Origin of the sequence: Pseudomonas sp. HTZ2 (assembly GCF_033173945.1) — a bacterium.
In the GTDB taxonomy this organism is placed as follows: Bacteria; Pseudomonadota; Gammaproteobacteria; order Pseudomonadales; family Pseudomonadaceae; genus Aquipseudomonas; species Aquipseudomonas guariconensis.
In genome coordinates this window covers 4478545-4493462 of the sequence record NZ_CP137332.1, presented here as the reverse complement: position 1 = coordinate 4493462, position 14918 = coordinate 4478545, and the positions used below count along the sequence as shown (strand labels likewise).

General features: G+C 64.7%; 16 protein-coding genes and 1 pseudogene. 8 read left to right on the top strand and 9 right to left on the bottom strand.

The features are described 5' to 3' along the window. Positions 1–13: 13 nt before the first annotated feature. Entirely contained in the window at positions 14–628 is a 615-nt protein-coding gene (locus tag R6G97_RS20735) for a TetR/AcrR family transcriptional regulator (RefSeq protein WP_182818868.1), read from the bottom strand. Between the two features lie 103 nt (positions 629–731). Here R6G97_RS20735 and R6G97_RS20730 point away from each other — a divergent pair, with 103 nt between their 5' ends. Further along, positions 732–2102, top strand: a complete 1371-nt coding sequence (locus tag R6G97_RS20730; RefSeq protein ID WP_317847440.1) for an MATE family efflux transporter — start codon at positions 732–734, stop codon at positions 2100–2102. Here the strand turns inward: R6G97_RS20730 and R6G97_RS20725 are convergent. Both R6G97_RS20725 and R6G97_RS20720 read right to left on the bottom strand, forming a co-directional pair. Next, a complete protein-coding gene (locus R6G97_RS20725) occupies positions 2090–2419 on the bottom strand; it encodes a cupin (protein WP_043211307.1) in 330 nt (109 codons plus the stop codon). The genes R6G97_RS20730 and R6G97_RS20725 overlap by 13 nt on opposite strands. Before the next feature lie 47 nt (positions 2420–2466). After that, entirely contained in the window at positions 2467–3078 is a 612-nt protein-coding gene (locus tag R6G97_RS20720; RefSeq protein ID WP_182818872.1) for a LysE family translocator, read from the bottom strand. Positions 3079–3179: 101 nt separating this feature from the next. On the opposite strand from R6G97_RS20720, the gene R6G97_RS20715 reads away from it, so the two are divergent. Beyond that, complete coding sequence (locus R6G97_RS20715) at positions 3180–4157, top strand: GlxA family transcriptional regulator (protein ID WP_090342325.1); 978 nt, start codon at positions 3180–3182, stop codon at positions 4155–4157. 34 nt (positions 4158–4191) lie between these two features. Here R6G97_RS20715 and R6G97_RS20710 read toward each other — a convergent pair whose 3' ends face one another. Then, the gene (locus tag R6G97_RS20710) at positions 4192–5052 is read right to left on the bottom strand and encodes a CAP domain-containing protein (RefSeq protein ID WP_043211300.1); all 861 of its coding nucleotides are present in this window, start codon (positions 5050–5052) and stop codon (positions 4192–4194) included. Between the two features lie 218 nt (positions 5053–5270). On the opposite strand from R6G97_RS20710, the gene R6G97_RS20705 reads away from it, so the two are divergent. Further along, positions 5271–5675, top strand: coding sequence for a hypothetical protein (locus R6G97_RS20705; protein ID WP_043211298.1), 405 nt, complete (start codon positions 5271–5273; stop codon positions 5673–5675). 3 nt (positions 5676–5678) lie between these two features. Here the strand turns inward: R6G97_RS20705 and R6G97_RS20700 are convergent, their stop codons facing one another. Beyond that, positions 5679–6296: a LysE family transporter gene (locus tag R6G97_RS20700; protein ID WP_317847439.1), complete on the bottom strand. Its 618-nt coding sequence runs from the start codon at positions 6294–6296 to the stop codon at positions 5679–5681. Positions 6297–6462: 166 nt separating this feature from the next. Between R6G97_RS20700 and R6G97_RS20695 the strand changes: the two genes are divergently transcribed. From R6G97_RS20695 to R6G97_RS20680, 4 genes are all read left to right on the top strand, one after another. Then, on the top strand, positions 6463–6684 hold the full coding sequence (locus R6G97_RS20695) for an MbtH family protein (RefSeq protein ID WP_043211294.1): 222 nt from the start codon (positions 6463–6465) through the stop codon (positions 6682–6684). A 10-nt stretch (positions 6685–6694) separates the two neighbouring features. Next, on the top strand, positions 6695–7414 hold the full coding sequence (locus R6G97_RS20690; RefSeq protein ID WP_090342332.1) for a thioesterase II family protein: 720 nt from the start codon (positions 6695–6697) through the stop codon (positions 7412–7414). A gap of 83 nt (positions 7415–7497) precedes the next feature. Next, complete coding sequence (locus tag R6G97_RS20685; protein ID WP_090342336.1) at positions 7498–8049, top strand: hydrolase; 552 nt, start codon at positions 7498–7500, stop codon at positions 8047–8049. Continuing rightward, a complete protein-coding gene (locus R6G97_RS20680) occupies positions 8046–9137 on the top strand; it encodes a DUF1615 domain-containing protein (RefSeq protein ID WP_415369156.1) in 1092 nt (363 codons plus the stop codon). Before R6G97_RS20685 ends, R6G97_RS20680 begins: the two co-directional genes overlap by 4 nt. 35 nt (positions 9138–9172) lie before the next feature. On the opposite strand, the gene R6G97_RS20675 is transcribed toward R6G97_RS20680, so the two are convergent. The 4 genes and pseudogenes from R6G97_RS20675 to R6G97_RS25025 all read right to left on the bottom strand — a co-directional run. Next, positions 9173–10021, bottom strand: a complete 849-nt coding sequence (locus R6G97_RS20675) for an ABC transporter permease (protein ID WP_043211287.1) — start codon at positions 10019–10021, stop codon at positions 9173–9175. Continuing rightward, the gene (locus R6G97_RS20670) at positions 10018–11031 is read right to left on the bottom strand and encodes an ABC transporter substrate-binding protein (protein WP_043211284.1); all 1014 of its coding nucleotides are present in this window, start codon (positions 11029–11031) and stop codon (positions 10018–10020) included. The genes R6G97_RS20675 and R6G97_RS20670 overlap by 4 nt, the downstream gene beginning before the upstream one ends. Positions 11032–11121: 90 nt before the next feature. Then, on the bottom strand, positions 11122–11877 hold the full coding sequence (locus R6G97_RS25030; RefSeq protein ID WP_371906685.1) for a methyl-accepting chemotaxis protein: 756 nt from the start codon (positions 11875–11877) through the stop codon (positions 11122–11124). A 102-nt stretch (positions 11878–11979) separates the two neighbouring features. Then, positions 11980–12945: pseudogene (locus R6G97_RS25025) on the bottom strand (PDC sensor domain-containing protein); the annotation flags it as partial. A gap of 586 nt (positions 12946–13531) precedes the next feature. Here R6G97_RS25025 and R6G97_RS20660 point away from each other — a divergent pair. Continuing rightward, positions 13532–14851, top strand: coding sequence for a Na+/H+ antiporter family protein (locus R6G97_RS20660; protein WP_043211279.1), 1320 nt, complete (start codon positions 13532–13534; stop codon positions 14849–14851). Positions 14852–14918 lie beyond the last annotated feature (67 nt).

Here is a 14918-nt window from a genome sequence, read left to right as displayed (position 1 = left end):
GCGCCTCGGGTGATCAGTGTGAAACCGTTGGTTCGGCGCGGCGAAGCCCTTCCATGAGGCATCTGAGGGCTGTCTTGACACGTTCTGCCGCCTTTTGTGGGTCGTCCTGGGCAATCACCCACATACCGCTGTCGCCCATGGCGCCGTTGATCAGATGCGCCATGGCCACCGGGTCGAAGTCACGCAGCACCCCAGCGTGCTGCAGCTCCATCAATCCGGCGGCCATGGGGCCGATGTAGCTTTCTTCCTCGAGTTCGCGCAGGCGGGGGCCGAGTACGGCGGGAGCATCCTGCAGCAGGATGCGGCGCAGGGCGGGATCATGGAGCAGGTCGTAGTAGTGCAGACAGGTGTCCAGGTAGCCCTCCCAAGGATCGGTATGGGTGGCGAAACGCTCATCGAGCGCTTGGTTGATCTCGTCGAGCAGGTGCGTCACCACGGCGGTGAACAGCCCGGCCTTGCCGCCGAAATGGTGATGCAAGGCGCCCCGGGTCAGGTCAGCCTCGGCGCACAGTTCGTCCATGACCACGGCGGTGAAGCCTTTTTCCGCGAATTGACGGCGGGCAACAGCGATCAAACGCTCGGTGGTTTCGGCGCTCATGGCGGCTCGGGTTCGGCGAGGGGCGGGCATCGGCAGCTCCTGGGAGATAACAGTGGACGCAAATTAGCATACGTTGCGTATGTCAATAAGGGGTATTAGCATACGCGGCGTATGCTAATTGGAGGTTTGTCCCATGTCCGCGTCCCTGCAGCACCCTCAACGTACATGGCTTGCCGAATTGCCGGGCTTGCTGCGCCTGGCTTTGCCGCTGGTGCTGGGACTCTCGGCCAGTGAGCTGATCAGCTTGACCGACACCCTGATGCTGGCCTCGCTGGGGACACTGGTACTGGCCTGTGTTTCGCTCACGGCCAGCGCCGGGTTGATCTTTCACGCTGGGCTCTACGGCATGCTCGCCACCCTCAGTGTGCGGGTGGGCCATGCCTTCGGTGCCGGCGATGCCGAGGGCGTGGCACGCACACTGCGTGCGGGGCTGGGTTACGGCCTGTTGGTCGGCACCCTCGGCTGCCTGGCGATGCTGGGCAGCCTGCCGGTGCTGCAATGGGCCGGCGTGCCGTTGCCGGACGTAAAGGTACTGGCGCCGTACTGGCAGGCGATGGCGGTGTTCTTGATTCCGTTCTGCCTGGCCGTGGTGTTCAAGGACGTGCTGGAGGCCGTCGGTCGCCCGTGGGCCGCGGTGTTGGTGGTGATGAGTGCGGTCGTGTTCAACGTGCCCTTGAGCTACGGCCTGATCCACGGACATTTCGGCTTGCCGGCTCTGGGCTTGTTGGGCGCCGGTATCGCCAGCGTGCTGGCCGAATCCCTGGCTGTGCTGCTGGCATTTGCCTATTGGCGTCTGGCGCCTTCGCTATCGGTCTACCGGCGAGCCTCCCTGGGCCCCCGGTTGGGGTGGCGCACGCTGATGGGAGAGGGCTGGCCGCTGGGGCTGGGCTACCTGGCCGAGGCTGGCGCCGTGGTGATCGCGGCCTGGATGTTCGGCTGGCTGGGCACGGCGGCGCTGGCCGCCAATCAGGTGGTGCAGTCGATCGGCTCGTTGCTGTACATGCTGCCGTTGGGCATGGCCGCGGCGGTGAGCATCCGCATCAGCCAGGCCCAGGGCCAAGGCCAGCGTGCGCGTATCAAGGCCATTGGCAGCGCCACCTTCATCAGTGTCAGCGCCTGGATGGTGGCCAGTACCCTGCTGCTGATGGTGTTTGGCCGGGCGATCGCCGAGGCCATGAGTGACGACCCGCAGGTGATCGCCATCGCGGTGCCGATGTTCGTGGTGGTCGCGACCATGCAGATCGCCGATGGTTTGCAGTCCACAGCTTTGGGAGCCCTGCGCGGATTGCAGGACTACCGCTGGCCGGTGGGCGTGACCTTGGTCAGCTATTGGCTGTTGGCATTGCCGCTCAGCTACGCCCTGGCGTTCCATTCGCCGTTGGGGCCGGTCGGGGTCTGGGTCGGTTTTGCCTGCGGCCTGGCGGTGGCGGCGTTGCTGCTGCCTTGGCGCTTCTACCAGTTGCAGGGTGGCCCGACAGAGGGGGTTCAGCCTCAGTTGCCGTAGAACACTGCCAGCCAGACCGTCGCCACACCGGCCTCGGTCCACTCCACCCGGTGCCGGCAATGGGGCGGGATATCCAGATGATCGCCGGGGCGCAGCACCCGCTCGTGGGGCTCATGCTCAAGCCTGAGCCCGGCGCTGCCGGTGAGCAGCAGTACCCATTCACCTTCGGCCTGGTCGTACCAGAAGCCAGGCGGGCTGGCCTGGCCACTGGAGACGATGCGCTCGATGCGCAGACCCGGCCGGCGCAGAAGCTCGTCGAACTGCTCGCTCGCCTGGGGGGCGAGCGGAGGAAGGGCCGTGAACAGGTTTTCGGGCATTGGGGCCTCGCGTGCTAAGCCAGTGAGGCCCCTGAGTGTAGATCGGCTCAGCGCCCCAGTGGCAGCGCCACGCCGATCAGCGCGAACAGCGTCCCGCAGCAGCGATTGAAGCCACGCCCCCCCTTGGCCAGCCAAGGGCGCACGCGAAAGGCCAGGCGCGCCAGCAGGTATTCGACCACGAACTCCACGCTGGCAAAGGTCGCCGCCATGATCACGAACTGCATCGCCAGACCGCGTTGAGGGTCGATGAACTGCGGCAAAAAGGCGCCATAGAACAACAACACCTTGGGGTTGGCCATGGCCGACAGAAAGCCCTGGCGGAACAGCCCGCGGTTGCCCAGACGCGTGGCGCCCTCAGCAAGCTCCAGGCGCATCGCCGGGCTACGCCAGAGCTGAATGCCCAGCCACAAGAGATAGGCCCCACCGACCCATTTGAGCACCTGCAGCAGCGAGGCTGAGGTATGCAGCAGGGCACTGAGGCCGAACATCGCCAAGGCAATCAGCGCGCTGAATCCGAACACGCCTCCCACGATGGTGTACAGGGTGCGACGGGCGCCATAGAGCGCGCCGTGGGTCAGGGCCAGCAGGCTGTTCGGGCCAGGGGTCAGGGACAAGCCAATGCTGGCCAGCAGATAGATGAGCCAAATATCCAGCGCCATGGAGAAAGCCTTTGGGGGTGAAGAGCGCCAGTCTAGGGTAAGCGTCGAGATTGCTAAGGTAATATCTGGACTTTCTGCGGTTATCTTTGGACGTGCCCTGCATGACCCCTGACATTCGTCTGTTGATCCTTCCCCTGCCGGAATTCGCCTTGCTACCGTTCGGGGCTTTCCTCGACAAACTGCGCTTTAGTGCGGACGACGAAGACTACAGTCGCCAGCGCTATTGCAGTTGGACTTTGCTCGGGCTGACTGCCGATCCTGTGCCCTCGAGCAGCGGCGCGGTGGTTCAGGTGCAGGCCACGGCGCAATCGGTGGACTTCAAAGGCCATGACTACCTGGTGCTGTTCGGCGGGCGCAACGCCGCGGCGACGGCGGCGCTGGCTCCGCGTTACCGGGCTTTGCTCAAGCGCGCTGTCCGGGCGGGGCTGAAGCTGGTAGGCGTCGACAATGCGGTGTTTCTGCTGGCGGCCTGTGGTTTGCTCGATGGCCACAAAGTGGTGGTGCACTGGCGCCACGAGACGGAGTTTCGCGCCTCGTTCCCGTCCGTGCAGGTGCTGCGCGAGCAGCTGTATTGCTTCGATGGCGCACGGATCTCCTGTGCTGGGGGCACGGCGGCCATCGACCTGGCGGTGGAACTGTTGTCGCGTGCCTGTGGCCGGGCGCGGGCACTCAAGGGCTTGGCCGACATGCTCGTGGACGAGACCCGCGACAGTCGCCATGCCTTGCGCTCCCTGGAGCAGGAGCCAGGGCAGGGGCGTGCGGTGCAGCGTGCTATCGCGTTGATGCGTCATCACCTGGGCTCGAACCTGACCCTTGAACAGCTGGCGGCAGAACTGGGCATCAGCCGGCGCCAGCTGGACCGCCAGTTCCAGGCCAGTCACGGCATGACGGCCAAGGCCTGGTGGCTCGAGATGCGCCTGCAGCAGGCGCGCTGGCGGTTGCTCAACTCAAGTCACGGCTTGGCGCAGATCGCCGATGAGGTGGGGTTGGGGGATGTCAGTTACCTGGGCAAGTGCGTACGCCGCAGGTTTGGCTGTACGGCGTTGACGCTGCGCGCCTCGGGAAGGCCAGGGGAGTGAGTCTCCCCCGGCGTTGCGAACACCTCCACGGCAATCATTGCGGCGACCCGAACAACCCGGTCCAGTAGATACCCGCATCGCTCTTAGGGTCCACCGCATAGGCGGCGCCCAGCTCGGTGAAGTCGGGGTTCATCAGGGTGGCGCAATGGCCGGGGCTGGCCAGCCAGCCATCGACCACCTTGTTTGCCGTGTCACGACCGGCGGCGATGTTCTCGCCGATCTGCCGGTACAGGTAGCCGGCCAGCTCCGCCCGGTCGCCAGGGGTACGGCCGTCGCGGTCGATATGGTCGAAGAAGTTCTGGTTGGCCATGGCCCGGGTGTGGTTGGCGGCGACACCGGCCAAGGTGTTGTTCCAGTTCAGGGCAGGGGCAGCGGCGAAGGGTTGACCGCCGCATTGGCGCGGCGCTTTGCGTGCGGCGTTGATCGCCTGCAGCAGTTTCTGGCCTTCGGCCTGCCAGTCACCCAGGCGCCCGCTGAGCAGGGGGCGGGCCAAGACGATGCGCCAGTCACGGCCTTCCTGGCTGACACCGATGTCGACGAATTGTGGGTCAAGGACAACCTGGCAGAAGCTTTCCTCGATGGCATTCATCGCCGCCCGGGCATCGCGTGGGCCGGACAGGCTGATCGCCTGGACGTTGACCATGGGATAGGCGGCGCGGCTCATGGCCTGTTGCAGGTCCCGGGTGCCTTCCGGCGAAAGCGCAAGGCGGGTGTCGCTGTTGAGCGGCGGCAGCTCCAGGGAGGCCTCGCCGCCGCAGCGCTGGGCTTGGCTGCGATAGGCATTGATCGACTCGATCAGTTGACCTTCTTCACCGGTAAAGGCCAAGGCACCGGTGGAGGCGACAAGGCCCAGCGTCAGGGCGGCAAAGCGGGCAACGGATGACAGGACGCGCATGAAAATCTCCCTATGACTGGCAGCGCCTAGCTGCCCATCCTACACAAGCACACGGCGTTTGGCCCCGCTTTGTGCATGGTGAAAAAACGGCCGGCAATCGATTGCGTACGGCAAAAGAGGGGGTAGACCCCTGGCTGCTCGAAAAGTGCGGTGTCGGTGTAATCAGCCGATCGCAACGCACTCATGAAGTTGGACAGGGAAAGATCTATGCTTGCTCCATGACCATCACCGAGCTTCCCCTTCGCCAACCCTGCCCACCGGGCCTCTGCGATTGCGGGCGCGAGCGGCTGCACGAAAGCCCACCCCAGGCCCAGCGGATCCTGCTGTTGACCCGCCAGGAAGAAAAGCGCCTGCTAGAGCGCCTGGAGCACCTCAGGGACCTGGACGATCTGGAGCGTCTACAGGTGCGCCTGTACGAGCAGCTGGGGATTCGCCTGCGCATCGCCCCTGGCTACAACGAAGTCCGCACCATGCGCGGTATCAGTATCGAACTGGAGGAACAGCCCGGGCTGTGCCGCAAGACCCGCCAGGCCATTCCGGCCGCCATCCGCCGAGGCCTCGAGCGCAACCCGCAGGTGGCCTTCCGTCTGCTCGATGCCCACGACCTGCTGCGCGACGCCTGATTTTCAGCGCATCGCCGCCAGCTTGATCCCGAACCACACCAGGCAGGCGCCTGCCAGGCGCTCCAGCAGATTGGACACCCGTGGGTTGGCGCGCATGCGCTCGGCCAGGTGATGGGTCAACAGCACCGCGATCAGGCCATACAGGAAGGTCAGCGCGGCGACGGTCACCGCCATGAAGGCAAAAGTCACCACGCCCTGGTGGCGCACCGGGTCGACAAACAACGGGAAGAACGCCATGTAGAACATGATCGCCTTGGGGTTGAGCAGCGTGATCATCATCGTCTGGCGCAGATAGTGCCCGCTGGCCATGCGGCTCTCGCGCGGGGCGCCCCCCGGCTTGCTCAGCACCATGCGCAGGCCGAGCCAAGCCAGGTAGGCCGCCCCCGCCCACTGCACCACATGGAAGGCCGCAGGGTAGGCTGCCAGCAGCGTGGCGACACCGGCCACCGCCAACCACATCAAGACCTGATCACCCAGGATCACGCCCAAGGTCGCGGCCAGCCCACCTTTGATGCCACCCTTGCCGGTGGCGGTGATCAGCGCGAAGTTGCCAGGCCCGGGGATGGCCAGGAGGATGAGGAACGCAACAACGAAAGCACCGTAGTCGGTCACGCCTAGCATGGGGGGATCTCCGAATAGGCATCGCCAAAGGGGATCTGGATTTATGCCACCCTACACGCTGCTTGCAAAGCACGGACAGCGACTAATTTTCGCCGTCGACCTTTCGTTTGTTGGATAGCCGCCCTGCGCACCGCGCAGCGGCCCTCATCATTCAAGGAGACAGGCAATGACGTCCGTATTCGACCGCGACGATATCGTGTTCCAGGTAGTGGTCAACCACGAAGAGCAATACTCCATCTGGCCTGACTACAAGGCGATCCCCAACGGCTGGCGTGCCGTGGGCAAGAGCGGCCTGAAAAAAGACTGCCTGGCCTACATCGATGAAGTCTGGACCGACATGCGGCCGCTGAGCCTGCGTCAGAAGATGGCCCAGGCCCAGGTTCAATGAGGCGTTGCCTGTGGATGCAGTGAATCTGCTGTGCCTGCCGTACTCCGGCGCCAGCGCCATGGTCTATCGCCGTTGGCGTCGCAAGGTGCCGGCCTGGCTGCAGGTGTGCCCGGTGGAACTGCCCGGTCGCGGCATGCGCCTGGGCGAGCCCTTGCAGACCGACATGCAGGCCCTGGCCCGGCAACTGGCTGCCGAACACCGCGCATCGGCCCGTGCCCCTTATGCCTTGTTGGGCCACAGCCTGGGTGCGCTGTTGGCCTTCGAGCTTGCCCACGCGCTGCAGGCCCAGGGTTGCCCGCCGCCGCTCGCGTTGTTTGCCTGCGGTACCGCGGCGCCGAGCCGCCGTGAGGACTATGACGGCGTGCAATGGCGTGAACCTCGGCGCGACGACGAATTGATCGAAGAGTTGCGCAAGCTGCAGGGCACGCCCGAAGAGGTGCTGGCCAACCAGGAACTGATGAGCCTCACCTTGCCGATCTTGCGTGCGGATTTTCTGCTGTGCGGGCGCTATGTCTACCGTCAGCGTCCGCCCCTGGACTGCCCGCTGCATGTGTTGGGTGGCGAAGACGACCGGGCGAGCCAGGAGCAATTGCAGGCCTGGGGACAAGAGACGCAGGGTGCGTTCACCCTTGATATCTTCCCCGGTGGCCACTTCTTCATTCATCAGCACGAAGACCAGGTACTGGGCCTCTTGGCCGATGCCTTGGCGCCGCTTCGACACTGTGCGTGATTGACGTCGCCCTTTGCCTCGGCCAGCCTAGTGGGCTTTGCAGCCCACCCTGGGCTGCCCATTTTCACAGGCTAGGGCAGACAATGCTGATCGATCCTCGCAAGGCCACGCTGCTGGTCGTCGATATCCAGGAAAAACTCATCAACGCCATGAGCGACCCCGAAGGCACCCGCGCCCGGGCACGCTGGCTGTTGGCGGCGACCGCCGAGCTGGAGCTGCCGACGGTGATTTCCGAACAGTACCCCAAAGGCCTTGGCCCGACCTTGGCCGAACTCAAGGCCGCATCGCCGGCGGCGCAGATCGTGGAAAAGCAGCATTTTTCTTGCGTGGCCGCCGAGTGCTTGCCGGCCAGCCTGATGGCGCGTGAGCAGGTGATCGTCTGTGGCATGGAAACCCATGTCTGCGTGTTGCAGACCGTGCTGGGCCTTTTGGGCCTGGGCAAGCAGGTGTTCGTGGTCGAGGATGCCTGCGACAGCCGCATCCCCGCCAGCAAGGCGGCGGGCCTGGCTCGCATGCGCGATGCCGGCGCCCAGGTGGTGACCCGCGAGATGGTGTTGTTCGAGTTGATGGGCAGCGCCGATCATCCGCTGTTCCGCCACCTCAGCAAGACTTACCTGGTGGGCGAACAGCCTTGACTGCCAGGACGAGCGGCAGGCTGGCCGCACTGGGCTTGGTGGTCCTGGGGGTATTGCAGGGGTGTACGACCTCGCCTGAAGTTTCCGAGGCCGATCCGGCCCAGGTGCAGGCTCAGGTCAAGCGTCTGCTGCCGGCATCGATCAAGGACAGGGACGGCTGGGCCCGGGATATCCAGACTGCCTTCGCTGCCCAGCGTATTAATCCAAGCAAGAGCAACCTGTGCGCGGTGCTGGCGGTGACCGAGCAGGAGTCGACGTTCAATGCCGATCCTCAGGTGCCGAACCTGGGCCGCATCGCCCGCGAAGAGATCGATCGGCGCGCCGCGCGGCTGCACATTCCCAAATTGCTGGTCGATGGGGCATTGAAAACCCCGTCGGGCAATGGCAAGACTTACCAGCAACGCTTGATGGCCGTGCGCAGCGAAAAGCAGTTGAGCGGCCTGTTCGATGACTTCATCGCCGGCCTGCCGCTGGGGCGTACGCTGCTGGGCGGTCTGAACCCGGTCCGTACCGGTGGGCCGATGCAGGTCAGCATCGAGTTCGCCGAGCGCAATGCCAAGGATTATCCCTACAGCTATGAGGGCACGATTCGCCAGGAGGTCTTCACCCGCCGTGGCGGTCTGTACTTCGGTATTGCCCACCTGCTGGGGTATCCCAGCCACTATCAACGCCAGTTGTATCGCTTCGCAGATTTCAACGCGGGCTGGTACGCCAGCCGCAACGCGGCGTTCCAGGCGGCGCTCAGCCGGGCGAGTGGTGTGACGCTGGCGCTCGATGGCGACCTGATTGCGCCAGGCTCGATCATGCCGGGCAGCACTGAACAGGCGGCGCGTAAGTTGGGCGTCAAGCTGGGGCTGCGCAACCCGCAGATTCGCAGCCAGCTGGAGAAAGGTGACAGCCTGGCGTTCGAGGACACCGATCTGTACCAAGGCGTGTTCGCCCTGGCGGACGCCAAGGCGGGCAAACCGTTGCCGCGTGCGGTGCTGCCGGGAATCGAACTCAAGAGCCCGAAGATCACTCGCAAGCTGACCACCGCATGGTTCGCAGGAAGGGTCGATGAGCGTTACCAGCGCTGCATGAAGCGTTGAGCCTGACGCCTTGGGGCCGCTGGCGGCCTCATTGCTCAACGTCGTGGTTGCCCGTAGGCCTGGCTGATGCGGTCGATGACCATGGCCAGTGCGACGATCGCAAGCCCTGCCTCAACACCTTGGCCAACATTGAGTGTCTGGATCCCGGACAGCACATCCTCGCCCAGGCCTCGGGCGCCGATCATCGAGGCTACCACCACCATCGACAGCGCCATCATCACCGACTGGTTGAGCCCGGCCATGATGCTCGGCAACGCCAGGGGCAGGGCGATGCGGCGCAGGCGTTGCCAGCGGTTGGCGCCCAGGCCGTGGGCCGCTTGCAGCAGTGATGGGTCGATCTGCGCCAGGCCCAGCTCAGTCAGGCGTACCAAGGGGGGCAGGGCGTAGACCAAGGTGGCGAACACGGCCGGGACCTTGCCCAGGCCGAACAGCATCAATACCGGGATCAGGTACACGAAGGCCGGCAAGGTCTGCATCACGTCCAGCACCGGCAGCACCAGGCGCCGTGCCAAGGGACGGGTCGCCAGGACGACCCCTAGGGGTACTCCGATCAGCACGCACAAGCCGGTACTGACCAGCACCAGCGCCAGGGTTTGCAGCAGCTTGTCCCATAACCCGATCATGCCGATCAGCGCCAGCAGGGCACTGAGCACCAGCGCGCGTGTCAGGCTGCGGCTGGCGTGCCAGGCGAGCAGGCCGACCAGCAGGAGCAGCAGCCACCAGGGCAGCAAGCGCAACAGGCTTTCCAGGCCCACCAGCAATTGCAGCAAATGGTCGGACAAGCTGCGCAGTTGATCGCCATAGCGCAGCACCAGCCAGTCGACCAGGCGGTTGACCCATTCGGCGAAGGAGAACTGCCAGGCATCGGGAAACCCTGCGCTCACAGCGCGCCCTCGACCTTGGCGGCGACCTCGGCGGGCAGCCAGGCCTTCCAGACCGCTGGATGGTCGCGCAGGAACATCAAGGCAGCCTCACGTGGTGACTGGCGGGTTTCGCTCATGTGGGCCAGGGCTTTGTTCAGGCGGTCGATGGGCAGGTCGACTTTCTCGAACACCGCCACCAGGTCTGGGTAGTGCTCGCGAAAGGGCGCCGACACACCGATCGACAATTTGGCGGGCAGCGAACGGCTGCCTTTGGGGTGTGGGTTTTTCGCGTCGGTGAGGGTTGCCCAGGCTACGGGGTCGAACGGCGGTTCCTCGAGTCGGACCAGGTCATAGCGGCCCATCAGCGGCGTAGGGCTCCAGTAATAGAACAGCACAGGTTGGCCGCGACGGATCGCCGAGCCGATTTCCGCATCCAGGGCGGCGCCGGAGCCACTGCGGAAATTGTTGTAGAGGGTATCCAGGCCATAGGCCTTGAGCTTCTGGCTGTTGACTGTTTCGGAGGTCCAACCGCTGGGGCTATTGAGAAAGCGGCCTTTTTCCGGTGTTTCCGGATCGCGAAACACCTGAGGGTAGCGTTTGAGGTCTTCGACGCTACGCAGATCCGGCGCCAGCGCCTTCAGGTTGCGGGCCGGGTCGCCCTTGATCACATAGGCCGGCACCCACCAGCCTTCTTCGGCATTTTTCACTGTATCGCCCAGGGCGAATACCTGGCCGGCCTGTTCGGCCTTGACCCAGGCGGGGCTGCGTCCGGCCCATTCCTCGGCGATCACCTGCAGGTCGTTGCGTGCCAAGGCCACTTCCATGCTGACGGTGCTGCCGGGGAGGGTATCGGTGGGGTAGCCGAAGCCGTGTTCGACGATCAGGCGCAGGATCTCGGTGGTCAGGGCGCCGCTTTCCCAGCCGATGGCACCGAAGTGAATCGGCGTGCGCTCCTCGGCGGCTGCGCTGTCGGTGCTGGCCAGGCCCACGGCAAGCAGCAGGCCGGCCAGCAGCGTTGGAATTCGTTTCATCAGAGCCTCGTCGGTTGCCGGTCCTTGGGTTGTGGCAAGTGTAGACGACGAGGTTGCAAGGGCCGCGCAGCGGCCCCGGCGATGCAGGATTCAGACGCGGAACTGATCCATCAGTCGCTGCTGCTGGTTGGCCAGGTCATTGAGCGACTGGCTCACCCGCGCCGACTCGTTGGCCTGGCCGGACAGCGATTCGGTGACATCGCGAATGGTCGCGACATTGTTGTTGATCTCTTCGGCCACCGCGCTTTGCTCCTCGGCGGCCGAGGCGATCTGCAGGTTCATATCGGTGATCACCGTCACGGCCTGGCCGATGCGCTGCAGGGCCGTGACCGCCTGGCCGACCTGTTCGACGCCGCCCTGGGCCTGGCGATGGCTGTTGTCCATGGCACCGACGACCTCCTGGGTCCCGGCCTGCAGGGCTTCGATCACCTGGCGGGTTTCTTCCACCGACTCCTGGGTGCGGCGTGCCAGGTTGCGCACTTCGTCGGCGACCACAGCAAAGCCACGTCCGGCCTCGCCGGCACGGGCCGCCTCGATGGCGGCGTTGAGGGCCAGCAGGTTGGTCTGTTCGGCGATCGAACGGATCACCTCCAGCACCGAGCCGATCTTCTCGCTGTTCTGTGCAAGGCCTTGGACTTGGGCCATGGCGCCGCTCATGTCGGCGGCCAAGGCGTCGATGCTGGTGGTGGTGCGGTCGATCACCGCCAAACCTTCGCGGGTCGCCTGGTCGGCCTCGCGTGCGGCCTGGGCCGCCTGAGCCGCGCTGCGGGCGACATCCTGGGCGGTGGCGCTCATTTCGTGGGAGGCAGTGGCCACCTGGTCGACCTGGCGGTACTGCTGTTCCATGCCGGAGCTGGTTTCGGCAGCGATGGCCGCGGACTGGTCGGCGGTACCACGGGCAGCCTGGACCGACGCTTTGACGTCGGCAATGGTCGGTTGCAGCTTGTCGAGGAAACGGTTGAACCAGCCGGCCAGCTCGCCCAGTTCATCGCGTTTGTCATAGGTCAGGCGACGGGTGAGGTCGCCTTCACCACTGGCGATGTCCTTGAGCATGGCGGCCACGCCCAGGATCGGCCGGGTGACTCCCCGGGCCATCAGCCACACCAGCAACAGGCCGGCAATCGCCACGGCCAGACCCAGGCCCAGCTCCAGCAAGGTGCCGCTGGTGTTGAGGCTGTCGAGTTCCTGCTTGAGCGTCTCGGCCGGGCCTGTCAGGGCGCTTTCCGGCACATCGAGCAGCACGCCCCAAGGCTTGCCGCCAGGGATCGGTTCGAACGCGGCCAGCACCTTCAGACGCTGCTCGTTGCGCAAAATCTGCAGCTTGCCTTCGGGCAGCTTGCCCACGAGGCTGGCGCCTTGGGCGGTGTCGACCTGGTCGAAGCGGTGGGCCAGTTTGCTGGCATCGGCACTGTAGCCGGCCAGCAGGCCTGCAGGGCTCAGAATGCCGACCGTGGTGCGGCCTTCATAGAGGTTGCGGCTGGCATCCTGGCTGAGGGCCTGTAGGCTGTTGAGGTTGATGTCGATGGACAAGGTGGCGATCACCTTGTTGGCGACGATCAGCGGGAACACGATGCTGGTCATCAGCACCTGCTGGCCTTCGATGGTGTAGAAGTACGGCTCGCTCACGCAGACCTTGCCGGTGCTGCGCGGGCAGACCCACCAGGTGTTGTTCGGCTCGCCGCTCGGGCCGATCTCGGTGTTGGCCATGTCCTGCTCGGGCAGGGCCATGGAGGTCAGCTGGCCGGCACGCGGTTGCGACCAGTAAAGGGCGAAGCGGCCGGTCTCGTTGCTGCCCAGTTCGGCCTGACCGGTAAACAGTTTGTCCTTGCCATCCAGCGCGTCAGGCTCGAACACCAGCGACAGGCCCAGCAGGTCGGGGTTGGCCTGAAGCGCAGCGCGCACCTGGCGGGTCATGTCTTCGCGCAGGTCGTAGGCGTCCAGGAAGCGCTTTTCGGCCTGCTCGCGCAGGAACAGCACCTGACGGGCAAACCCTGCGCCGTACTGGTAGGCATCCATGAACTGGCGGCGGATGTTCAAGGCCTGGACCTCGCCTTGCGACTCGATGCGCGCCTGGGCCGACTCGGTGAGCATCTGCATGCTGCTGGCTTTGACCAGGTCGGAGCTATGGTCCATGCGGTAAAGCGAAAGGCCGATCAGTACCGTGACGATGGTGGCCAGGCAGAGCCCGGCCAGCAGGGTGATCTTCCACTGGATGGAGAGTTGTCGCAGAGGCATTTTCGGGCGAATCCCTTGTTATAAATCGGGGGTCTGCCTCCTGTGTCGGCGCCTCCCAGGCTTTCTTTATTCAAGCGTTCAATAAAAATTCGTATTGCCTGAGCCTGTTGCGTCAGGTCGCGACGTTGAGCGCTTTGACAAGCGACCGAGCGTGCTTCAGAGTGTGCGCCCTTCATAACAATATCCCCTGGCCCGGCCACTGCCTTGAGGCAGCCTGTCGCCGGCGCGTCCGCTTTTTGTCCGTCGTTACGAGGTAACCCACACAATGAATGCTGTCATTGCCGCGGTCGGCATCATGCTGATCCTGAGCCTGTCCCGCGTGCATGTGGTCATCGCCCTGATCATTGGCGCCCTGGCCGGTGGCCTGGTCGGAGGCCTGGGCACCGAAGGCACGCTCAAGGCTTTCAACAGTGGCCTGGGCGGTGGCGCCACGGTGGCGCTGTCTTACGCGCTGCTGGGGGCCTTCGCCGTCGCCATCGCCAAGTCCGGGCTGGCCCACGCCCTGGCCGATCGCGCCCTGGCGATGGTCGATCGCCAGGGGCATGGCAACGCGGGTGGGCTCAAGTGGCTGCTGATCGGCCTGATGCTGGTGGTGGCGATCTCGTCGCAGAACATACTGCCCATCCATATCGCCTTCATACCGCTGCTGGTGCCACCGCTGCTCTATGTGCTGACCCGCTTGCGCATCGACCGCCGGTTGATCGCCTGTGTGATCACGTTTGGCCTGATCACTCCGTACATGTTCCTGCCGGTCGGCTTTGGCAACATCTTCCTCAACGAGATCCTGCTGGCCAACGTCAGTCGTGCAGGGGTGGACGTCAGTGGGGTGAATGTCACCCATGCCATGGCCATCCCGGCCGCCGGCATGCTGGCCGGATTGCTGCTGGCCGTGTTCTTCAGCTACCGCAAGAAGCGTGACTATGACCTGAATCGCATCGAACAGGTCGAGCAGGTCAGCGTCAGCTACAACCCCTTGACCTTGCTGGTGGCAGGCGCGGCCATCGCCGCGGCATTCATCATCCAGCTCTGGCTGGACTCGATGATCATCGGGGCGATGGTGGGCTTTTTGATTTTCTCGCTCTCGGGCATCGTGCGCTGGAAGGACACCGACGACCTGTTCACCGAAGGCATGAAGATGATGGCCATGATCGGCTTCATCATGATTGCCGCCTCGGGGTTTGCCGAGGTGATGAAGGCGACCGGTGAGGTGAAGAGCCTGGTGGAAACCTCGGCGCAGTGGATCGACCACAGCAAGGGCATCGGTGCCCTGCTCATGCTGTTGGTAGGGCTGCTGGTGACCATGGGCATCGGCTCGTCGTTTTCCACGGTGCCGATCCTGGCCGCGATCTTCGTGCCGCTGTGCGTGCAGCTGGGCTTCGACCCGGTCGCCACGGTGTGCATCGTCGGTACCGCCGGTGCGCTGGGCGATGCCGGTTCGCCCGCGTCGGACTCGACCCTGGGCCCGACCTCGGGCCTCAACGTGGATGGCCAGCATCACCATATCTGGGACACCGTGGTGCCGACCTTCATCCATTACAACCTGCCGTTGCTGGCCTTTGGCTGGCTGGCGGCGATGGTGCTTTGAAGAACCCGGGCTGCCCTGCAGCCCATCGCAGGTTCGGCCCGCACCTAGAGGGCTAGGCTGGCACGCT

Excerpts from the sequence above, each read along its gene's own strand:
- R6G97_RS20710 (WP_043211300.1), bottom strand. The coding sequence starts at position 5,052 with ATGCGCGTCCTGTCATCCGTTGCCCGCTTTGCCGCCCTGACGCTGGGC.
- R6G97_RS25030 (WP_371906685.1), bottom strand. The coding sequence starts at position 11,877 with ATGGAACAGCAGTACCGCCAGGTCGACCAGGTGGCCACTGCCTCCCAC.
- R6G97_RS20720 (WP_182818872.1), bottom strand. The coding sequence starts at position 3,078 with ATGGCGCTGGATATTTGGCTCATCTATCTGCTGGCCAGCATTGGCTTG.
- R6G97_RS20695 (WP_043211294.1), top strand. The coding sequence starts at position 6,463 with ATGACGTCCGTATTCGACCGCGACGATATCGTGTTCCAGGTAGTGGTC.
- R6G97_RS20715 (WP_090342325.1), top strand. The coding sequence starts at position 3,180 with ATGACCCCTGACATTCGTCTGTTGATCCTTCCCCTGCCGGAATTCGCC.
- R6G97_RS20700 (WP_317847439.1), bottom strand. The coding sequence starts at position 6,296 with ATGCTAGGCGTGACCGACTACGGTGCTTTCGTTGTTGCGTTCCTCATC.
- R6G97_RS20735 (WP_182818868.1), bottom strand. The coding sequence starts at position 628 with ATGCCCGCCCCTCGCCGAACCCGAGCCGCCATGAGCGCCGAAACCACC.
- R6G97_RS20705 (WP_043211298.1), top strand. The coding sequence starts at position 5,271 with ATGACCATCACCGAGCTTCCCCTTCGCCAACCCTGCCCACCGGGCCTC.
- R6G97_RS20730 (WP_317847440.1), top strand. The coding sequence starts at position 732 with ATGTCCGCGTCCCTGCAGCACCCTCAACGTACATGGCTTGCCGAATTG.
- R6G97_RS20670 (WP_043211284.1), bottom strand. The coding sequence starts at position 11,031 with ATGAAACGAATTCCAACGCTGCTGGCCGGCCTGCTGCTTGCCGTGGGC.
- R6G97_RS20660 (WP_043211279.1), top strand. The coding sequence starts at position 13,532 with ATGAATGCTGTCATTGCCGCGGTCGGCATCATGCTGATCCTGAGCCTG.
- R6G97_RS20685 (WP_090342336.1), top strand. The coding sequence starts at position 7,498 with ATGCTGATCGATCCTCGCAAGGCCACGCTGCTGGTCGTCGATATCCAG.
- R6G97_RS20725 (WP_043211307.1), bottom strand. The coding sequence starts at position 2,419 with ATGCCCGAAAACCTGTTCACGGCCCTTCCTCCGCTCGCCCCCCAGGCG.